The following is a 16951-nucleotide window of genomic DNA, read 5'->3' on the forward strand; positions in this document are numbered from 1 at the left end:
TTCTTGCTGGTCAACTGCCCGTTACCGGGCCGTATCCAAGCCGAGATATTTCACGGATCGTGAGGCATGGGTCACGTCAATTTTGAGTGACTGGGCCGTTGGTGCGACACCCGAACCGGGCACTCAACCCCCTGCGAAGGGGGGCAGCACATCGAGTTCGGACCCGTCCGGGAGCGGTCGGGAAGGGTCGCGGACGGCGACTCCGTCGAGCAGGAAGCTGGCCGCCTCGAGAACGCGCGGGAGGGTCTCCGGATGGCGCTCCCGGAGAGCCCCCAGAGCCTCCTCGACGGAGGCGCCGGCGGGCAGCCGGAGGATCTCCTGGTCCACACCTGAGGCAGCGCGCGCGGACGCGAAGTACCGCACCAGCACAGTGGTGGTCAAGGGCTGTCCTTTCCCTCTCCTGGCGCCCTGGCCGGCCTGGTCAGCCGCCGATCGCGCTCATCGGCCGGATCGGCTGGGCGAACCCGGCCTCGTTGATCTCGTGCCCGGCGAGCTTGCCCCACATGGTCATCCGCCAGGCCCGCGCCACTTCTTCGTCGTCGGCACCCCCGCGCAGGAGGCCACGCAGGTCCGTTTCGTCGTTGCTGAACAGGCATGACCGGACCGCGCCGTCAGCGGTGAGCCTCGTTCGCTCGCACGCCGCGCAGAACGGCCTGGTCACCGACGCGATCACGCCGACGTCGCCGGGGCCGCCGTCCACCAGCCAGCGTTCGGCCGGCGCGCCACCGCGCTTGGCGGGGCTCGGCGTGAGCGTGAACTCGGCGCGCAGCGCGTCGAGGATCTCCTGCGCGGTCACCATGTCGGCGCGGTTCCAGCCGTGCTGGGCGTCCAGTGGCATCTGCTCGATGAACCGCAGGTGGTAGCCGTGTTCGAGACAGAACCGGAGCAGGCGCGGCGCCTGGTGCTCGTTGACGCCGCGCAGCAGGACCGCGTTCACCTTGACCGGGTCGAGCCCGGCTTCCCGTGCCGCGGCGAGCCCGGCGAGCACGTGGGACAGCCGGTCGCGCCGGGCCAGCCGGGTGAACGTTTCGCGATCGACGGTGTCCAGCGAGACGTTGATCCGGTCCAGGCCGGCCTGCCGCAGCGCGGCCGCTCGCTTGGCGAGCCCGATTCCGTTGGTGGTCAGGGAAAGCCGGGGGCGGGGACGCAGCCGCGCGATCTCCGCGACGAGCCCCTCCAGGCCCGGCCGCAGCAGCGGTTCACCGCCGGTGAGCCGGATGTCGGTGACGCCGAGGCGGTTCACCGCGATTCGCAGCAGCCGCAACAGTTCCTCGTCGGTGAGCACGTTCTCGCTCGGCAGCCAAGGCAGGCCCTCCGCGGGCATGCAGTAGCTGCAGCGCAGGTTGCAGCGGTCCGTGAGGGAGACACGGAGATCCGTGGCGACGCGGCCGAACGTGTCGACGAGGGCGGGGTTGTCCGGCCGCGGCCTGGCCGGGAGGTCCTGCGTTGCCGGTACGCGCGGGAGTCCGAGGTTCACCACACTCATTGGAACCAGCCTAGCTGGTTAAACCGGCTCAGGACGATCACTAGAATATTTCGCGCATCGGGTCTTTTCGTGCGTGGAGGGAGCAGGATGGCGGAGGAGGAACCGAGGTACTCCGTGCCGCCGGACGAGCTGGCCCGGTTCAGTGAACTCGGACGGGAGATGAGCACCCTCGCCGTGCTCCGGCACGCCAGGATCGCCGAGCAGATGGGCCTGTCCGCCACCGACCACAAGGCGCTCGATCTGGCCGCCCGTGCGGAGGGGTCGTTGACCGCCGGCCGGATCGCGCAGCTGACCGGGCTTTCCACGGGCGCGGTGACGGGGGTGATCGACCGGCTCGAGCGAGCCGGTTTCGTCCGCCGCGTCCGCGACATCGAGGATCGCCGCAAGGTGCTCGTCGAGATCGTGCCGGTGGACGAGGACAAGCTCACCCCGCTGTTCAGCTCGGCCCAGGACGCCACCGAGCAGGTCCTCCGGCGGTTCTCGCCCGAGGAGCGCGCGGCGATCGAGCGGTTCCAGCGCGAGTTGATCGACTTGATCCGGGCCGACCTCCTCGGCGAGAACGCCTGACAGGTTTCGTTGTCAGAGCCGTACTTGCGGAGATAATGTCCCCGCTATGCCGCAATTTCGGTTGTCCGAGGCCGCCGGGCTGCTCGGCGTCAGCGACGACACGGTCCGCCGGTGGGTGCGGGCCGGCCAGCTGACCGCGTCCAGCGACCCGGCGGGCCGCAAGGTTGTCGACGGTGCCGAACTCGCCGCGTTCGCCCGGACCCAGGCTACCCGGCCCGAGGATCCGTCGGAGGTCGGCCGTTCGGCCCGCAACCGGTTCGTCGGCCTGGTCACCGAGGTGACCGCGGACAAGGTGATGGCACAGGTGGAGCTGCAGTGCGGCCCGCACCGGGTGGTGTCGCTGATGAGTACGGAGGCGGTGCGGGAACTCGGACTGCGGCCGGGAGTGCTCGCGGTCGCCGTGGTGAAGGCGACGCAGGTTGTCGTGGAGACTCCGGGAGGAGAGCGATGAAGAAGGTTCTGGCCGCCATAGCGACGACCTTGCTGGTAGCCGCTTGCGGTTCCTCCGGAGGCTCGTCGGGCGGAACTCCCGAGGGGAAGGCGTTGACGGTCTTCGCCGCCGCGTCCCTGACCGAGTCGTTCGGGGAGCTCAAGACCGAGTTCGAGGCCCAGCACCCCGGCGTCAGCGTGATCTTCGACTTCGCCGGGTCCTCGGTTCTGGTGCAGCAGTTGACCAACGGGGCGAAAGCCGACGTGTTCGCCTCCGCCGACCAGGCCAACATGGACAAGGCGGTGCAGGGCGGGGTCATCGACGGCACGCCCACCGTGTTCGCCACGAACAAGCTGACCATCGCGGTCGCGCCGGGGAATCCCAAGGGCATCAAGGGGTTCGCGGATCTGGCCGCCGGTGGGCTGACCGTAATCGTCTGCGCCCAGCAGGTGCCGTGCGGTTCGGCGACCCAGAAGGTCGAGAAGAACACCGGGGTCACGCTGAAGCCGGCCAGCGAGGAGCAGGACGTCAAGCAGGTGCTGGCCAAGGTGTCTTCCGGGGACGCCGACGCCGGGCTCGTCTATGTGACGGACGCCGCGACCGCGAACGGCAAGGTGGACAAGGTCGACTTCCCCGAGGCGGCCGGTGCGATCAACAACTACCCGATCGCCGTGGTCAGGGGTGCTCCGCAGACGGACCTTGCCCGGCAGTTCGAGCAGTTCGTGCTGAGCGCCCAGGGCAAGCAGGAACTGGCGAAGGTGGGCTTTGGCACTTCTTGAGCGGGGATCCGGCACGCGGCGAGTTCCGTGGGTGTTGTGGGTACCCGCTGGGCTGGCGCTGGCGCTCGTGGTGCTGCCGGTGGCCGGGCTGCTGTCGCGGACGGATCTGCGGCGGGTGCCGGGCCTGATCGTCTCCGACTCCGCCTTGCGGGCGTTGCGGCTGTCGCTGGAAACCGCGGCGCTGTCCACGCTCGCGTGTGTGCTGCTCGGGGTGCCGCTGGCGGTGGTGCTCGCGCGGTCGGCGGTGCCCGGGATCCGGGTGCTGCGAGCCGTGGTGCTGCTGCCGCTGGTACTGCCGCCGGTGGTGGGTGGGCTCGCACTGTTATATCTGTTGGGCCGCAAGGGCTTCCTTGGTTACCTTCTCACCGAGACCGCCGGCATCCAGGTTCCTTTCACCACGACCGCGGTGGTGATCGCGCAGACCTTCGTCGCGATGCCGTTCCTCGTGGTGAGCCTCGAGGGTGCCCTGCGGGGTGGCGGCGACGCCTACGAGCGGGTCGCGTCCACTTTGGGTGCGCGGCCGTGGACGGTGTTTCGCCGGGTCACCCTCCCGCTTCTGGTGCCCGCGCTCGGCTCGGGTGTGGTGCTGAGCTTCGCCCGCGCACTGGGCGAGTTCGGCGCGACGATCACCTTCGCGGGCAGCCTGGAGGGGGTGACCAGGACGCTCCCGCTCGAGGTCTACACGCAGGCGGAATCCGATGTGGACAGCGCGGTCGCGGTGGCGCTGTTGCTGATCGTGGTCGCCATCGTGGTCATCGCGGTGGCGAGGCCGCGCGCCGTGGAGGGCCTGCGACAGTGAGCCTCACCGCCGAGATCGTGCTGGCCAGGGGTGCCTTCCAACTGGACGTGAGTTTCGACGTTCCGGCGGGCGGTGTGCTGGCGATCCTCGGCCCCAACGGTTCCGGCAAGTCGAGCCTGCTCGGCTGCCTTGCCGGGTTGCTGCGGCCGGGGCGGGCCCGGATCACGCTCGGCGGTCGTGACCTGCACGGCCTGCCCGCGCATGCCCGCGCGGTGGGCATGTTGTCCCAGGATCCGCTGCTCTTCCCGCATATGTCCATTGTGGATAACGTCGCCTTCTCGCCGAGGGCGAGGGGCGTCGGCCGCGCCCGGTCACGGGAGATCGCCCGGCACTGGCTCGAGCAGGTCGACGCGGGCGAGTTCGCCGATCGCAGGCCGGGGCAGCTCTCCGGCGGGCAGGCGCAGCGCGTCGCGGTGGCCAGGGCGCTGGCCGCCGATCCCGAGCTCCTCCTGCTCGACGAGCCGTTGGCGGCACTGGACGTCGACGCGGCACCGGCGATCCGGGGACTGCTGCGCCGGGTTCTCACCGAGCCGGGTAACCGGGCGACCGTGCTCGTCACGCACGACCCGTTGGACGCACTCGCCCTGGCCGACCAGGTGGTCGTCCTGGCCGGCGGCCGGATCGTCGAGCGCGGCCCGACACGAGAAGTGCTCACCGCGCCGCGAACCGCGTTCACCGCCCGGATCGCGGGGCTCAATCTCGTCCCCGGGACCGCCACCGATGGAGGGTTGCGTACCGAGGACGGCGATTTGGTAGCCGGGATGTTCGCCTCGGACGCCGAGGTCGGCAAGCCGGCGGTCGCGGTTTTCGCCCCCAGCGCGGTTTCGGTGTACCCCGCCGAAGACGGTCATCCCGGCAGTCCGCGGAACACCGTGGCCGCGGTGGTTGGCACCCTGGAACCGCATGGTCCGGTGATCCGGCTGCGCACCACGGGCGAAGGCTGGTCGGCGGGGCTGTCGGCGGATCTCACCCCGGCCGCGGTCGCCGAGCTGCACCTGGAGCCGGGCACCGTGGTCCAGCTGTCGATCAAAGCCACCACGGTCACCATTCACCCGGCGATCGCCACCAGTCACAGTGCTTCCTCGGCTTCCTCGCGCGCGATCGGACGCGCGTAGCCGGGCCCAAACGCCGTTAGTCTCACAGCATGACGTGGACGTACCTGACGGACATGGACGGCGTGCTGGTGCGCGAGGAGCACTTGGTGCCCGGAGCCGACGAGTTCCTCGCCGAACTGCGCGCCCACGACACGAAGTTCCTCGTGCTCACCAACAACTCCATTTACACCCCGCGTGACCTGCGGGCCAGGTTGCTGCGGACGGGACTGGACGTGCCGGAGGACCGGATCTGGACCTCGGCGCTGGCCACCGCCAAGTTTCTGGACAGCCAGCGGCCGGGCGGCTCGGCCTTCGTCATCGGCGAGGCGGGGCTGACCACCGCGCTGCACGAGATCGGCTACGTGCTCACCGACACGGCCCCGGACTATGTGGTCCTCGGCGAGACCCGGACCTACAGTTTCACGGCGATCACCAAGGCGATCCGGCTGATCGCCGCGGGGGCGAAGTTCATCGCCACCAACCCGGACGCCACCGGGCCCAGCGTCGAAGGGATTTTGCCCGCGACCGGGTCGATCGCCGCGTTGATCGAGAGGGCGACCGGGCGGCAGCCGTACTTCGTCGGCAAGCCGAACCCGTTGATGATGCGCTCCGCGCTCAACAACCTCGGTGCGCACTCCGAGCACACCATCATGATCGGCGACCGGATGGACACCGACGTGCATTCCGGGATCGAGGCCGGGCTCAAAAGCATCCTCGTGCTGTCGGGCATCTCGACCAAGGAGTCCGCCGACCTCTACCCGTACCGGCCGACCATGGTGATCGACTCGATCGCCGAGCTGGTCGGACGTACCCGGGACCCGTTCGGTCGGTGAAATTTCCTTTGGCGGCAGGGTAGCCCGGCGCCTACATTCGGCGGATGGATGCCGACGCGCTGGTACGAATGCTCGCCGAACCGACGCGCTTGAAGGTGTTCTCCGCGCTGGTGCTCGGCGCGAACACCGCCGCCGAGGCAGCCGAAGCCGCCGGCGTCGGTGTCCGCGCCGCGGCGGTCGCGCTGCGGCGCCTGAGCGCTGCCGGCCTCGTCGAGTTGTCGGGCGACAGGGTTGCTCCGCGCCCGGAGGTGTTGAGGCGGTCCGGGGGCCTGCCCCCAGAAGGCAGAGAACTGGCCCGGCAGGTGCGACGGCCGTCGGCCGAGGACCACGGGTACGTCGACCGAACGATGGCGCGCGTGGTCGGCACGTTCGTGCGGGAGAACCGGCTGCGCGGCCTCCCGGCACAGCGCGGCCGGCGCCGGCTGGTGCTCGAGCACGTGGTCCAGTGTTTCGAACCCGGCGTCGACTACCCGGAACGCGAGGTCAATGTCGTGCTCCGGGAATGGGCAGGCGGCGGCGTCGATCACGTCAGCCTGCGCCGCTACCTGGTCGACGAGGAGTTGCTGTGCCGGGAGGACGGCATCTACCGCCGCTGTAACGGACCGGTCGATCTGTCGAAGGGGACCTAGGCTTATCGTCTTGGGGTGGATGTCCAAACGTATGTCGTTGGTGACGTGCACGGGCATCGGGAAGAGCTGGCCGCCGCCTTGCGCGCGAGCAAGCTCGTCGACGACGCCGACGACTGGTGCGGTGGTGACGCGCACCTGTGGTTCCTCGGCGACTTCGTCGACCGCGGGCCGGACGGCATCGGCGTGATCGACCTGGTGATGCGGTTGCAGGAGCAGGCCGCCAAGGCGGGCGGCTCGGTACAGACACTGCTGGGCAACCACGAGATCCTGCTGCTCGGCATGCACCACTTCGGCGATACCGAGATCCCCAGCGATTCCGGCGGCTTCGGGTCGCGCAGCTTCGCGCGCAGCTGGCAGATCAACGGCGGCCGGCCGGCGGACCAGGACGAGCTGACCAGCGAGCACGTCGAGTGGCTGAGCACCCGCCCGCTCGTCGCGCACGCCGCCGACCACCTCCTGCTGCACTCCGACACCCTCGAGTACCTGGAGTGGGGCGACGACGTCGACGAGATCAACGAGGTGGCCGCCGAGATCCTGGCCGGTGACGACCTCGCCGAGTGGTGGGACGTGTGGCGCCGGATGACGTCCCGCTACGCGTTCCGCGGCCCGCACGGACACCAGGCGGCGGCCGAGTTGCTGGTCCGGCTCGGCGGCGAGCGGATCGTGCACGGGCACAGCGTGATCGCCGACCAGCTGGGCATCCTTCCCGCGCAGGTCGAGGCGCCCTTCCTGTACGCGGGCGGCCTGGCGCTCGGCATCGACGGCGGCCTGTTCGCGGGCGGCCCGTGCCTGGTCGTGGAACTGCCGTGGGAACCGGAGGACTAAGTGCCGCTCACGGCTGGAGGACGGCCTTGACGACGCCGTTTTCGCGGCTCTCGAACCGGCGGTAGAGCTCAGGCGCGTCTTCGAGTTTGCCGTGGTGGCTGACGATCGTGCCGGGACGGGCGCGGCCCGAGGTGATCAGGTCGCGCAGACCGGTGGTGTATCGGCGGTCGTGGGTCCGGCCGAACCGGACGGTGACACCCTTGCCGAAGAAGGTCGCCCACGGAACCGTGAGGTCCCCGGCGGCCGTGGCGCCGGGCCGAGGGGCCAGGTCCCGTTCCGGGTACACGCCGGCGATGGCCACCGCACCGGCCGGGTTGACCAGGCGCGCGGCGTCCGCGACCACCTGATCGGGACGTTCGGTGTCCGGACGGGCGCGGTCGCGCGCCTGGAAGCCGACCGCGTCGATGACCTTGTCGACGCCGCCCAGCTTTTCCTGCCCGATCGGCTGTGCGGTTCGCTGGCGGATCTGCGACACCGGGTCGCCCTGCCGGAAGTCGACCGGGATGGCGCCGAGTTCGCCGGCCTTGTCCAGCCGGACGTCGACACCGTCCACGCAGTACACCTCGCGGGCGCCCTTCAGCAACGCGGAGTAGACGGAGAGCAGGCCGATGGCGCCGGCGCCGAAGACGGCGACCGTGTCGCCCGCGCCCACCTCGGCGAGATTGGTGGCATGCCAGCCGGTGACGAAGGCGTCGGCGAGCAGGACGAAGTCGTCTTCGTAGCTGTCGCCGGGCTCTCCGGGTAGCCGGATGCAGTTGGCGTCGGCCCACGGCACGCGAAGCAGTTGGGCCTGGGCTCCCTGATAGTCACCCATCCCCGCGTAACCGTAGGCGGCGCCCAGCCCCTCCGGTCGTGCCCGGAGGCAGAATGCCGACAACGCGCGGTCGCACATGTGACAGTTTCCGCAGTACAGGTGGGTGGGGATGGCGACCCGCATGCCGCGCGAGATCGTCTCGACGGCCGCCCCCACCTGCGCGACCACACCAAGCGGCTCATGGCCGAGCACCAGCCCCGGTTCCGCTCCGGTCCGGCCTTGGTACATCTGCAGGTCAGAACCGCAGATGGCGCTGGAGGTCACCCGGACCACGGCGGCGGAGCCGCCCTCGAGAGCGGCGTCCGCGACGTCCCGCACGCCGAGGGTGCGGACGCCTTCGTAGACGACTGCCTTCATGATCCGAACTAGGGTGCGGGGACGATCTCGCGGCCCAGCGGGACCAGGGACACCGGGATCAGCTTGAAGTTCGCCAGCCCCAGCGGGATGCCGATGATGGTGAGGCAGAGCAGGAACCCGGTCACCAGATGCCCGAGCGCCAGCCACCAGCCGGCGAAGACGATCCAGATGACGTTGCCGAGAAGCGACGCCACGCCGGCGTCGCGCCGGTCGACCAGGGTCCGGCCGAACGGCCACAGGGCATAGTTCGCGATCCGGAAGGACGCGATACCGAACGGGATCGTGATGATCAGGACACAGCAGATGATTCCGGCGACGACATAGCCGACCGCCAACCAGAAGCCGGCCAGCACCAGCCAGATCACGTTCAGCAGCAGGCGCATCAGACCAGCAACTCCCCACGGAAGACGGTGACCGCTTGACCGGCGAGGGTGACCCTGTCCCCGTTCGGTACGACCCGGACGATGCCACCCCGTTCCGAAGCCTGCTCGCCGACCAGTTCTTCGCGCCCCAGGCGGGCCGACCAGTACGGCGACAGGAGGCAGTGCGCCGAGCCGGTCACCGGGTCCTCCGGCACACCGACCGCGGGGCCGAACACGCGGCTGACGAAGTCGGTCCCGGGCCTGTCTGCGGCCGCGGTGACGATCACGCACCGGGCATCCCAGCCGGCGATCAGCTCGAGATCCGGCTTCAGCGCGCGGACCTCGGCGGCGTCGGCGACGCGGACCAGGATGTCCCACTTGCCACGGACGACCTCCGCGACCGTCGCGCCCGGCAACGCGGAAGCCACCTCGTCCCCGGCGGCCGACGGTGGGTCGACCGGGAAGTCCATGCTGACCCAGCCCCCTTCGGCCCGGGTGCGCAGTTCCCCGCTCCTGGTGGCGAAAACCTGCTCACCGCCGAGCACGTGCCCGGTGGCCAGGGTGGCGTGCCCGCACAGGTCCACTTCGACGGTCGGGGTGAACCATCGCAGGTTTTTCGGGCCGTCTCCGCCGATTTCGACGAACGCCGTCTCCGAGTGCTTGAGTTCGGCGGCCACCGTCCGCATCCACTTCGGATCCGCGGGTTCGTCCAGCAACACCACCCCGGCCGGGTTGCCCGCGAAGGCGGTGCCGGTGAACGCGTCGACGACATGCAGGCGCATACGACCACTTTAGCCCGACGCCCGCGGTCAACGCCCCCTCGCGAGTCCGGCTTTCGTGACGGGCGAGTCGGGGTTTGGGGATGGGCGAGTCGGGGTTTCGTGGCGCGCGAGTCCGGCTTCGGGGCTACGCGTGGCGGGCCCGGGCGACGGACCCCAGGCCGAGCAACGTGATCGACCGCTCGCGCATCTCGACCTTCCGGATCTTCCCGGTGACCGTCATCGGGAACTCTTCGACGACGTGCACGTAGCGCGGAATCTTGTAGTGCGCGATTTTTCCGGTGCAGAATTCGCGGAGGCTTTCCGCGGTCAGCGGGGTGGCGCCCTCGCGCATACGGATCCAGGCCATCAGTTCCTCGCCGTACTTCACGTCGGGCACGCCGATGACCTGGGCGTCGAGGATGTCGGAATGGGTGTAGAAGAATTCTTCGATCTCCCGCGGATAGATGTTCTCCCCGCCTCGGATCACCATGTCCTTGATCCGGCCGGTGATGTTGACGTAACCCTCGTCGTCCATCACGGCCAGATCCCCGGTGTGCATCCAGCGCGCGGAATCGATCGCCTCGGCGGTCTTGTCCGGCTGTTCCCAGTACCCGAGCATGACCGAATAGCCGCGGGTGCACAGTTCGCCGGGCTTGCCGCGGGGCACGGTCAGCCCGGTCTCGGAATCCACGATCTTGACCTCCAGGTGCGGCCCCACCCTGCCCACAGTGGACACCTTGCGCTCGATCGAGTCGTCCGCCCTGGTCTGGGTGGATACCGGCGAGGTCTCGGTCATGCCGTAGCAAATCGCCACCTCGGCCATGCCCATCCGCTCGATGACCTGTTTCATCACCTCCACCGGGCACGGCGAACCCGCCATGATCCCGGTGCGCAGCGAGGACAGGTCATAGGAGCCGAAATCGGGTTCGGCCAGTTCCGCGATGAACATCGTCGGTACCCCGTACAGCGACGTGCACCGTTCCGCCCGCACCGCTTCCAGCGTCGCTTTCGGCTCGAACGAGGGTGCCGGAATGACCATGCACGCGCCGTGCGTGGTGGCGGCCAGATTTCCCATCACCATCCCGAAGCAGTGATAGAACGGCACCGGAAGGCAGATCCGGTCCGCTTCGGTGTAGTTGCACAGCTCGCCCACGAAGAAACCGTTGTTGAGAATGTTGTGGTGTGACAGGGTCGCGCCCTTGGGGAAGCCCGTGGTGCCCGACGTGTACTGGATGTTGATCGGATCGTCCGTGGACAGCCCGATCGCGGTGAGCCGGCCGGGGTCGTTTTCGCCGCGCCGCAGGGAGTTCCACTCCTCGCTGCCGAGGAGCACGACGTGGGCGAGGTTCGGGCACTTCGGCCGCACCTCAGCGATCATGCCCGCGTAGTCCGAGGTTTTGAACTTCTCCGCGGCTACCAGCAGCTTGACCCCGGCCTGGTTGAGCACGTACGCCAGCTCGTGTGACCGGTATGCCGGGTTGATGTTGACCAGGATCGCGCCGATCTTCGCGGTCGCGTACTGGGTCATCGTCCATTCCGCACAGTTGGGTGCCCAGATCCCGACCCGGTCGCCCTTGGTGATACCGAGTTCGAGCAGGCCCACCGCCAGCGCGGTGACCTCGGCGGCCAGCTCGGTGTATGTCCACCTGCGGCCGGTCGGCCGGTCCACCAGTGCTTCCCGGTCGCCGAACGCGGCCACGGCGCGGTCGAAGTTGGTGCCGATCGTGTCCCCCAGCATCGGCGTCTCGGCGGTTCCGGACGAGTAGCTCACAGCGAACATGGACGCCTCCAGACCATCGGTGTCGACCAACCGAAGTTTAGGCAGTGGCTCCTTCCGCTGTACATGTCGTTTGCCGCCAGGCCCGCCAGATCCGCCTGCGGGTAGCGGCGGCCGCGGCCGCCGGGGTCAGCGACGCGCGCAGCTTGGCCGCCCAGTGCAGCATGGCGCGCGGGCTTTCCCGGCCCACCACGCCGACGAGCAGGTCATCCGCGAAGTAGCCGAGTACCCCTGCGCCGGTGCGGGCGTCCCCGGAAAGCCGGACGACCCGGCGTCCGAGGCGCGGCATGCCCGCGGCCTGCAAGCGGACTCCGTACTGTTCCGACCAGAACCGGGGCATCGGCTCGAACGGAACGGCCGCCGCCCGCCCGGCGAGCAGGCTTTCCGCCGCCGCCCGGCCCATTTCCATGGCGTTGAGCCAATGTTCGATCCGCCGTGGAGTCGATCCGAAGCGGCGGTTCGGCCATCGAGCCATGTCCCCGGCCGCGACGACGTCCGACGCCCCGACCACGTGACATGTCGGCTCGCACAGCACGCCGTCGGAGATGTCGAGACCCGCGCCGTACAGCCAGTCCGTCTCGGGCTCGCCGCCGACCGCGAGGACCACGCACCCGGCGACGACGAACTTCCCGGTGCTCAGGTACGCGCCGACGCCCCGTTCGGCGGGAGCCCAGTGCCGGACCTGAGCGCCGAGTTGGACGTCGACGCCCTTGCTCCGGTGCAGCCCGGTGATCGCCTCGCCCATCACCGGATCGAAGGCCCCGCGCAGCAACGTCTTCGACCTGGACACCAGCACCACGTCCCGGCCGAGATCGCGCAGGGTCGAGGCGAGTTCGCAGGCGGTGAAGCCACCGCCGATGATCAGGCACGGCAGGTCCGACGCGGCCAGTGAGCGGTGCAGTGCGGTCGCGTCGTCGATCGTGCGCAGCATGTGCACGCGGGGGTCGCGCAGCGGCGCTCCGGGCAGGGCGCGCGAGCGGACCCCGGTGGCGATGACCAGCCCGTCGTACCGCACCGGGGGCTCGCCGGGCAGATACAGCACGCGCCGCGCGGGATCCAGCCGCTGCACCGGCGTGCCCAGCCGCCATTCCGCGTCGAGGTCGAAGTAGCTCGGCAGCATGAGGTCGCGGCCACGGAGCCCGCCCTCGAGAAACTGCTTGGACAGCGCGGGACGGTGGTAGGGCTTGTGCTTTTCCGCACCGATGATGGTCAGTTCCCCGTGGAAGCCGAGTTCCCGCAGCCGTTCGGCGGCGCGGAGCCCGGCCAGCCCGGCTCCCACCACCGCGATGTGTTCGGGGGATTTCATCGCATTTCCACGTGAATTGCCTGCATCGGGCAGCTTCGCGCGGCCATCAGCACGCGATCGGTGTCCGGGGTGCGCGGCCGGCGTTCGTAGTCGAGGCGGCCGTCCTCGGTGACCTTGAAGTTCTCGGGCGCTTCGGCCTGGCAGAAGGCATATCGGTGGCACCGGTGATTGTCCACGCTCACCCGCAGCAGGCTCACCGCTCCGCCTTGACCAGTCCGGACCGGGTCAGCAGCCCGGGCGGCAGGAACCGCAGCGCGACCACCAGTGCGGTCGGCACCGCGATCGCCAGGCCGGAGATCCACAGCGGCTCCAGGTGCCCGTCGATGGCCGCACCGACGAAGGAATGCAGCACGCCCAGCGCGACGGCGGGATAGCCGAGCCGGTGCAACCGCAGCCACTGCCCGTACCGCAACATCCGTTGCAGGGCGTTGGAAAGCCAGATGGCGAGCATGAGCTCCAGCGAGACGGTGCCGAGCGCCTCCGGCAGCCCGCGGGACATCATCGGGACGAACAGGTCATCAAGGCCGAACACGTCGTTTTCCATGAACAGGAAGGCCAGCGCGTGGATCGTCGCGAAGGCGATCGCCAGCGTGACGAACACGATGTGACTGCTCCGGGTCGCCTGGCGGCCGGTCAGCCGGTACAGCCACCCGGTGCTGGTGAAGGTGCCCCAGCTCAGGCCGAGGCACATGAAGGCGAACGCCATCCGGGCCGACAGCGCGGCCACCTGGTGCACCCCGGCGTCGTGCGGGGACTCCGACGCGGCGAGCACCGCCAGTTGGTACACGATCCCTCCCTGTGGGCCAGGTGCTCCCCCAACCGGCAAGGACCCTCAAGATCTCGGTTAGGTCTCGATCGGTTGTCGGGAGGCAACCTACATGAGTCGCCCCGGAAACGGGAGTGGTGAGCGTCTCGATTCACCGTTTTCCCTTTGCTGCCAAGGAGAGTTCTTCTTCTGTCCTGTTTGGCCGGTTGTTGTCCCACCTGGACGCGTTCGCCCTGGTGTGATCTTTCCGTTATCCGTGCTAGCGTTCCGAGCCGTTCAGCAGGGGGGACAGGTCAACGCCTGTCAAACCAACCGGACGAGGAGAAAAACGTTGCCCCGACGACGTGCTCGCCATCGTGCATCCCGACCTGTACGGCGTTTTCTGTTCGGCGGCCTGCTTCTGGCGATCCCGCTGACCCTCGCCTTCGGCCTCACCTCGCTCGCGGCCCAGCACAGGCCGGGCGGGCAGGACGTCCAGGCGAGCGCAACGGCTCAGCGCACCAAGGAGACCTGGACCAGGACACCGGCGACGAGTCCGCCGACGAAGGAGAGGGGTGACCGGAAGCGGAAGCAGGACCCGGCCGACGGCGGCCGTCGGCAGAACCAGCAGGACCAGGACGACCAGCGGAAGCCAGCGGACGAGCCCAACCCCAACTGCACGCTGACGGTGCCGGCGAACCCGTTGACCGCGCAGGGGCTCGCCGCTCCGTACGTGCTCACCGGCACCGAGCCCGGCGGCGCCTGCCACGAAGCGACCGATGGCCAGTCGGCGTTCGTCGAAGCCACCATTCTCGACCCCGCCACCGGAAAGCTGTCCGTCTATCGCCCGCTGGTGATCGACCGCGGCACCAAGCCGGCCGCCGCACCGGTCGTGCCCACCCTGCCCGCCGGGGCCGTGGTCGGCATCTGGTTCGGCTTCAACGGTGACACGCTCGCCTTGCGGGGTACGGCGAACTCGCTGGAGCAGGGCAACTGCGTGAACGGGCTCGGCGAGTCGCAGTTCGGGCAGTTCGCCTACTGCAACGCGCCCGCGTTCTTCTCCGCCGCCAACGGCGAGATCGCGGCGAAGAAGCTGGTAATTCCCCCGCTCGGCACCGGTAAGGACGGCCTGCCCTGCCCGACCGTCCGGGACTTCGGCGTGGTCGACCAGGACCAGAGCGACAACGTCGACACGACCTACCTGGCGACGGCTGACGGCCGCACCGCCCAGGCGGGCAACCCGATCGCGAACGCGACGGTCCTGGCCAACGGCAGCGACAACCGGTTGCTCAACGCCTTTGTCGAGCCGGCTCTCGGCTGCCGGCCGTTCACCGCACCGGATCTGACCGCGGGTGGCGCGCCCACCACGTCGCTCGCGCTCAACGAGCTCCAGGCGGCCGCCTTCCAGCAGCCACCGTCGGCGCTCATTCCACCGAACGACCCGATGACGCTGGTTGACGACCAGCCGAACCTGGTGAAGGCGAACCTGTACCGCGCCGGCGTCAACCAGCCCCCGGTGAACCTGGCCACGGACACCGCCAAGGCGTACTGCACCAACATGGTCACCATCGGCCGGCAGCGGCTGAAGGCGGCCCAGGGCCTGTTCGCCGAGGCGCCGTCGCCAGACCCGGAGGCCGCCCGCAACCTGCTCGACTTCCTCGAGCAACGGTTGGCGGCATCGGTCAAGGAACTCAACTGCGGCAAGTGAGGCCGGTGAGGGAAGTGTTGCCCCGCAACACTTCCCTCACTTGCCCGCCTCGGCAAGCGCCTTCGCGTCCTCTTCGCCGAAGGTGTCCTCGAGGTGTTCCGGCGAGTAGTCGAGATCGATCTGCTCGACCGGAACGCCTCGCGCCGACTCGATCGCGCCCAGCCGGCGCTGGGCGCGATCGGCCGCGTAGTTGAGGAACTCCTGCGGATCCCGGTTGAACGGGGGTTCCGCGAACTGGTCGTTGACCCACTGGATCATGCCGAGGGCGTGCGGCAGCAGCTCACCCATCCGCTGCTGCACGGAGTCCCACAGTGAGTCGTCGGCCGCGATGTGGCGGCGGCAGGTGAACGTCCCCCAGGCCATGTGCCTGCGCTCGTCGTCGCCGATCCGCTTCACCAGCTCCTGCATTCCGGGCAGGATCCGCCGTTCGGTGCAGATCACCTGCCAGGCGTAGTACCCGGTGAGCGCCAGGCTGCCCTCGATCACGTGGTTGTAGGTGACACTCGCGCGGATCTGGTTCGCCGGGCTCGGGTCCCGCTCCAGTACGCTCATCGACTCGGGCAGCTCCTCGTAGAAAAGCTTGCGGTAGTACGGGTTTTCGGCCACGAACGGCGTCAGGTCCCCGGTCAGCCCGACCGCGTCCATCCACCGGCGGAACACCTCGGTGTGCTTGGCCTCCTCGAAGGCGAACTGCGTCAGGTACATCTCGTCGCCGAACCGGCCCTCGGCGGCCATCGCCCTCATGAACGGCTGGATGTCCTGCGTGACGGCCTCTTCCCCGGCTATGAACTGGGCGCAGAGGTAGGTGGCCGAACGTTCATCTTCGGCATCGAGGCTTTGCCAGCCGGTGGGATCCTGGCTGAAGTCGATGTCGGCGGGGTTCCAGAACTTGTGGTTTCCCTTGACGAACAGCCGCAGGGGGAAGGAATCCCAGTTCAGGCCGCCTTCGCGGAGCGAGGCGAAGCCGGTGCGGTGGGAACTCAACGTCTCGGTCATGTCTACTCCATTGTGGACGATCGGCGACTGGCTAGGAACGGGGCGACGACGGCGGCGCAGATCATGTCCGCGGCCTCGGTCGCGGAATGGGTTCGCAGCGTGAGGTGGCTCAACGCCAGCCGGACCACGGTTTCCGCGAGCAGTTCGGCGCTGTGCTCGTCGAGATCCGGCGCGAGTTCCCGGTAAACCACCGCGGCCATGCCGCTGGCCGCGGACAGCACGGGCTCGCCGCGGGTGGTCAGCAGTGGCAGCAGGTCCTCTCCGGCCCGGGTGCCCAACGCCGAGGCGACGAGTTCGTTGTCCGTGGCGTGCTCGATCGTGTAGACGACGGCGGCGTGCACGCCGGTGAGCAGGTCCCCGGCCGAATCGAGCCGCAGGCGGATGCCCTCCAGGAACTCCGAGGTCGTACGCAACGCCACGGCCTGGACGAGGGACGTCTTGTTGCCGAACTCGTTGTAGACGGTCTGCCTGCTCACTCCCGCGGCGGCCGCGACGTCGACCATCCGCAGTCCGCCGTAGCCGTGCGTGGCCAGCAGGTCGGTGGCGGCATCGAGCAGCGCCTCGCGGAGGGATGCCTTCGTCTGCTCCATGAAGGTGATCTTGGCCACTCTGCTAGCTTGACACAAGTATGACTCATGTCAAGAACTTCGACTCTTTAAATCGTGCTGTAAACCGTTACCGTG

20 protein-coding genes are annotated in these 16951 nt (G+C 69.0%); 9 read left to right on the forward strand and 11 right to left on the reverse strand.

Translation table 11 applies throughout. From position 1 onward, the window contains the following. Positions 1–123: 123 nt before the first annotated feature. Both VJT49_RS08620 and moaA read right to left on the reverse strand, forming a co-directional pair. A complete protein-coding gene (locus tag VJT49_RS08620; RefSeq protein WP_324164190.1) occupies positions 124–381 on the reverse strand; it encodes a MoaD/ThiS family protein in 258 nt (85 codons plus the stop codon). Between the two features lie 40 nt (positions 382–421). Continuing rightward, a complete protein-coding gene (moaA, locus tag VJT49_RS08625) occupies positions 422–1486 on the reverse strand; it encodes a GTP 3',8-cyclase MoaA (protein WP_324164191.1) in 1065 nt (354 codons plus the stop codon). Positions 1487–1573: 87 nt separating this feature from the next. Between moaA and VJT49_RS08630 the strand changes: the two genes are divergently transcribed. The 8 genes from VJT49_RS08630 to VJT49_RS08665 are packed head-to-tail and all read left to right on the forward strand — an operon-like array spanning position 1574 to position 7442. Then, positions 1574–2053, forward strand: coding sequence for a MarR family winged helix-turn-helix transcriptional regulator (locus tag VJT49_RS08630; protein WP_324164192.1), 480 nt, complete (start codon positions 1574–1576; stop codon positions 2051–2053). Between the two features lie 46 nt (positions 2054–2099). After that, positions 2100–2504 carry a helix-turn-helix transcriptional regulator gene (locus VJT49_RS08635; RefSeq protein ID WP_324164193.1) on the forward strand — a complete coding sequence of 135 codons (405 nt, stop codon included), beginning with the start codon at positions 2100–2102 and terminating at the stop codon, positions 2502–2504. Then, positions 2501–3262 (forward strand): molybdate ABC transporter substrate-binding protein, encoded by a 762-nt coding sequence (gene modA, locus VJT49_RS08640; protein WP_324164194.1) that lies wholly within the window; start codon positions 2501–2503, stop codon positions 3260–3262. Before VJT49_RS08635 ends, modA begins: the two co-directional genes overlap by 4 nt. Before the next feature lie 31 nt (positions 3263–3293). Further along, complete coding sequence (locus tag VJT49_RS08645; protein ID WP_324164283.1) at positions 3294–4061, forward strand: ABC transporter permease; 768 nt, start codon at positions 3294–3296, stop codon at positions 4059–4061. Beyond that, on the forward strand, positions 4058–5176 hold the full coding sequence (locus VJT49_RS08650; protein WP_324164195.1) for an ABC transporter ATP-binding protein: 1119 nt from the start codon (positions 4058–4060) through the stop codon (positions 5174–5176). Before VJT49_RS08645 ends, VJT49_RS08650 begins: the two co-directional genes overlap by 4 nt. A 29-nt stretch (positions 5177–5205) precedes the next feature. Beyond that, positions 5206–5988, forward strand: a complete 783-nt coding sequence (locus tag VJT49_RS08655; RefSeq protein WP_324164196.1) for an HAD-IIA family hydrolase — start codon at positions 5206–5208, stop codon at positions 5986–5988. 44 nt (positions 5989–6032) lie between these two features. Beyond that, on the forward strand, positions 6033–6617 hold the full coding sequence (locus VJT49_RS08660) for a DUF2087 domain-containing protein (RefSeq protein ID WP_324164197.1): 585 nt from the start codon (positions 6033–6035) through the stop codon (positions 6615–6617). A gap of 15 nt (positions 6618–6632) precedes the next feature. Beyond that, positions 6633–7442 (forward strand): metallophosphoesterase, encoded by an 810-nt coding sequence (locus VJT49_RS08665; RefSeq protein WP_324164198.1) that lies wholly within the window; start codon positions 6633–6635, stop codon positions 7440–7442. Between the two features lie 7 nt (positions 7443–7449). Here the strand turns inward: VJT49_RS08665 and VJT49_RS08670 are convergent, their stop codons facing one another. From VJT49_RS08670 to VJT49_RS08700, 7 genes are all read right to left on the reverse strand, one after another. Continuing rightward, a complete protein-coding gene (locus VJT49_RS08670; protein ID WP_324164199.1) occupies positions 7450–8613 on the reverse strand; it encodes an alcohol dehydrogenase catalytic domain-containing protein in 1164 nt (387 codons plus the stop codon). 8 nt (positions 8614–8621) lie between these two features. After that, the gene (locus VJT49_RS08675) at positions 8622–8996 is read right to left on the reverse strand and encodes a YccF domain-containing protein (protein WP_324164200.1); all 375 of its coding nucleotides are present in this window, start codon (positions 8994–8996) and stop codon (positions 8622–8624) included. After that, positions 8996–9757 (reverse strand): PhzF family phenazine biosynthesis protein, encoded by a 762-nt coding sequence (locus VJT49_RS08680; protein ID WP_324164201.1) that lies wholly within the window; start codon positions 9755–9757, stop codon positions 8996–8998. The genes VJT49_RS08675 and VJT49_RS08680 overlap by 1 nt, the downstream gene beginning before the upstream one ends. Before the next feature lie 124 nt (positions 9758–9881). Next, on the reverse strand, positions 9882–11516 hold the full coding sequence (locus tag VJT49_RS08685; RefSeq protein WP_324164202.1) for an AMP-binding protein: 1635 nt from the start codon (positions 11514–11516) through the stop codon (positions 9882–9884). A 37-nt stretch (positions 11517–11553) separates the two neighbouring features. Next, positions 11554–12819, reverse strand: coding sequence for an NAD(P)/FAD-dependent oxidoreductase (locus tag VJT49_RS08690; protein WP_324164203.1), 1266 nt, complete (start codon positions 12817–12819; stop codon positions 11554–11556). After that, the gene (locus VJT49_RS08695; RefSeq protein ID WP_324164204.1) at positions 12816–13016 is read right to left on the reverse strand and encodes a ferredoxin; all 201 of its coding nucleotides are present in this window, start codon (positions 13014–13016) and stop codon (positions 12816–12818) included. The genes VJT49_RS08690 and VJT49_RS08695 overlap by 4 nt, the downstream gene beginning before the upstream one ends. Then, complete coding sequence (locus VJT49_RS08700; RefSeq protein ID WP_324164205.1) at positions 13013–13606, reverse strand: ferric reductase-like transmembrane domain-containing protein; 594 nt, start codon at positions 13604–13606, stop codon at positions 13013–13015. The genes VJT49_RS08695 and VJT49_RS08700 overlap by 4 nt, the downstream gene beginning before the upstream one ends. A 310-nt stretch (positions 13607–13916) precedes the next feature. On the opposite strand from VJT49_RS08700, the gene VJT49_RS08705 reads away from it, so the two are divergent. Further along, positions 13917–15272, forward strand: a complete 1356-nt coding sequence (locus VJT49_RS08705) for a hypothetical protein (protein ID WP_324164206.1) — start codon at positions 13917–13919, stop codon at positions 15270–15272. Between the two features lie 36 nt (positions 15273–15308). Here the strand turns inward: VJT49_RS08705 and VJT49_RS08710 are convergent, their stop codons facing one another. Then, positions 15309–16268 (reverse strand): R2-like ligand-binding oxidase, encoded by a 960-nt coding sequence (locus VJT49_RS08710; RefSeq protein ID WP_324164207.1) that lies wholly within the window; start codon positions 16266–16268, stop codon positions 15309–15311. A gap of 2 nt (positions 16269–16270) precedes the next feature. After that, the gene (locus VJT49_RS08715; RefSeq protein ID WP_324164208.1) at positions 16271–16876 is read right to left on the reverse strand and encodes a TetR/AcrR family transcriptional regulator; all 606 of its coding nucleotides are present in this window, start codon (positions 16874–16876) and stop codon (positions 16271–16273) included. Between the last annotated feature and the right edge of the window lie 75 nt (positions 16877–16951).

The sequence above is a fragment of the Amycolatopsis sp. genome (genome assembly GCF_035276945.1).
Classification (GTDB): Bacteria; Actinomycetota; Actinomycetes; order Mycobacteriales; family Pseudonocardiaceae; genus Amycolatopsis_E.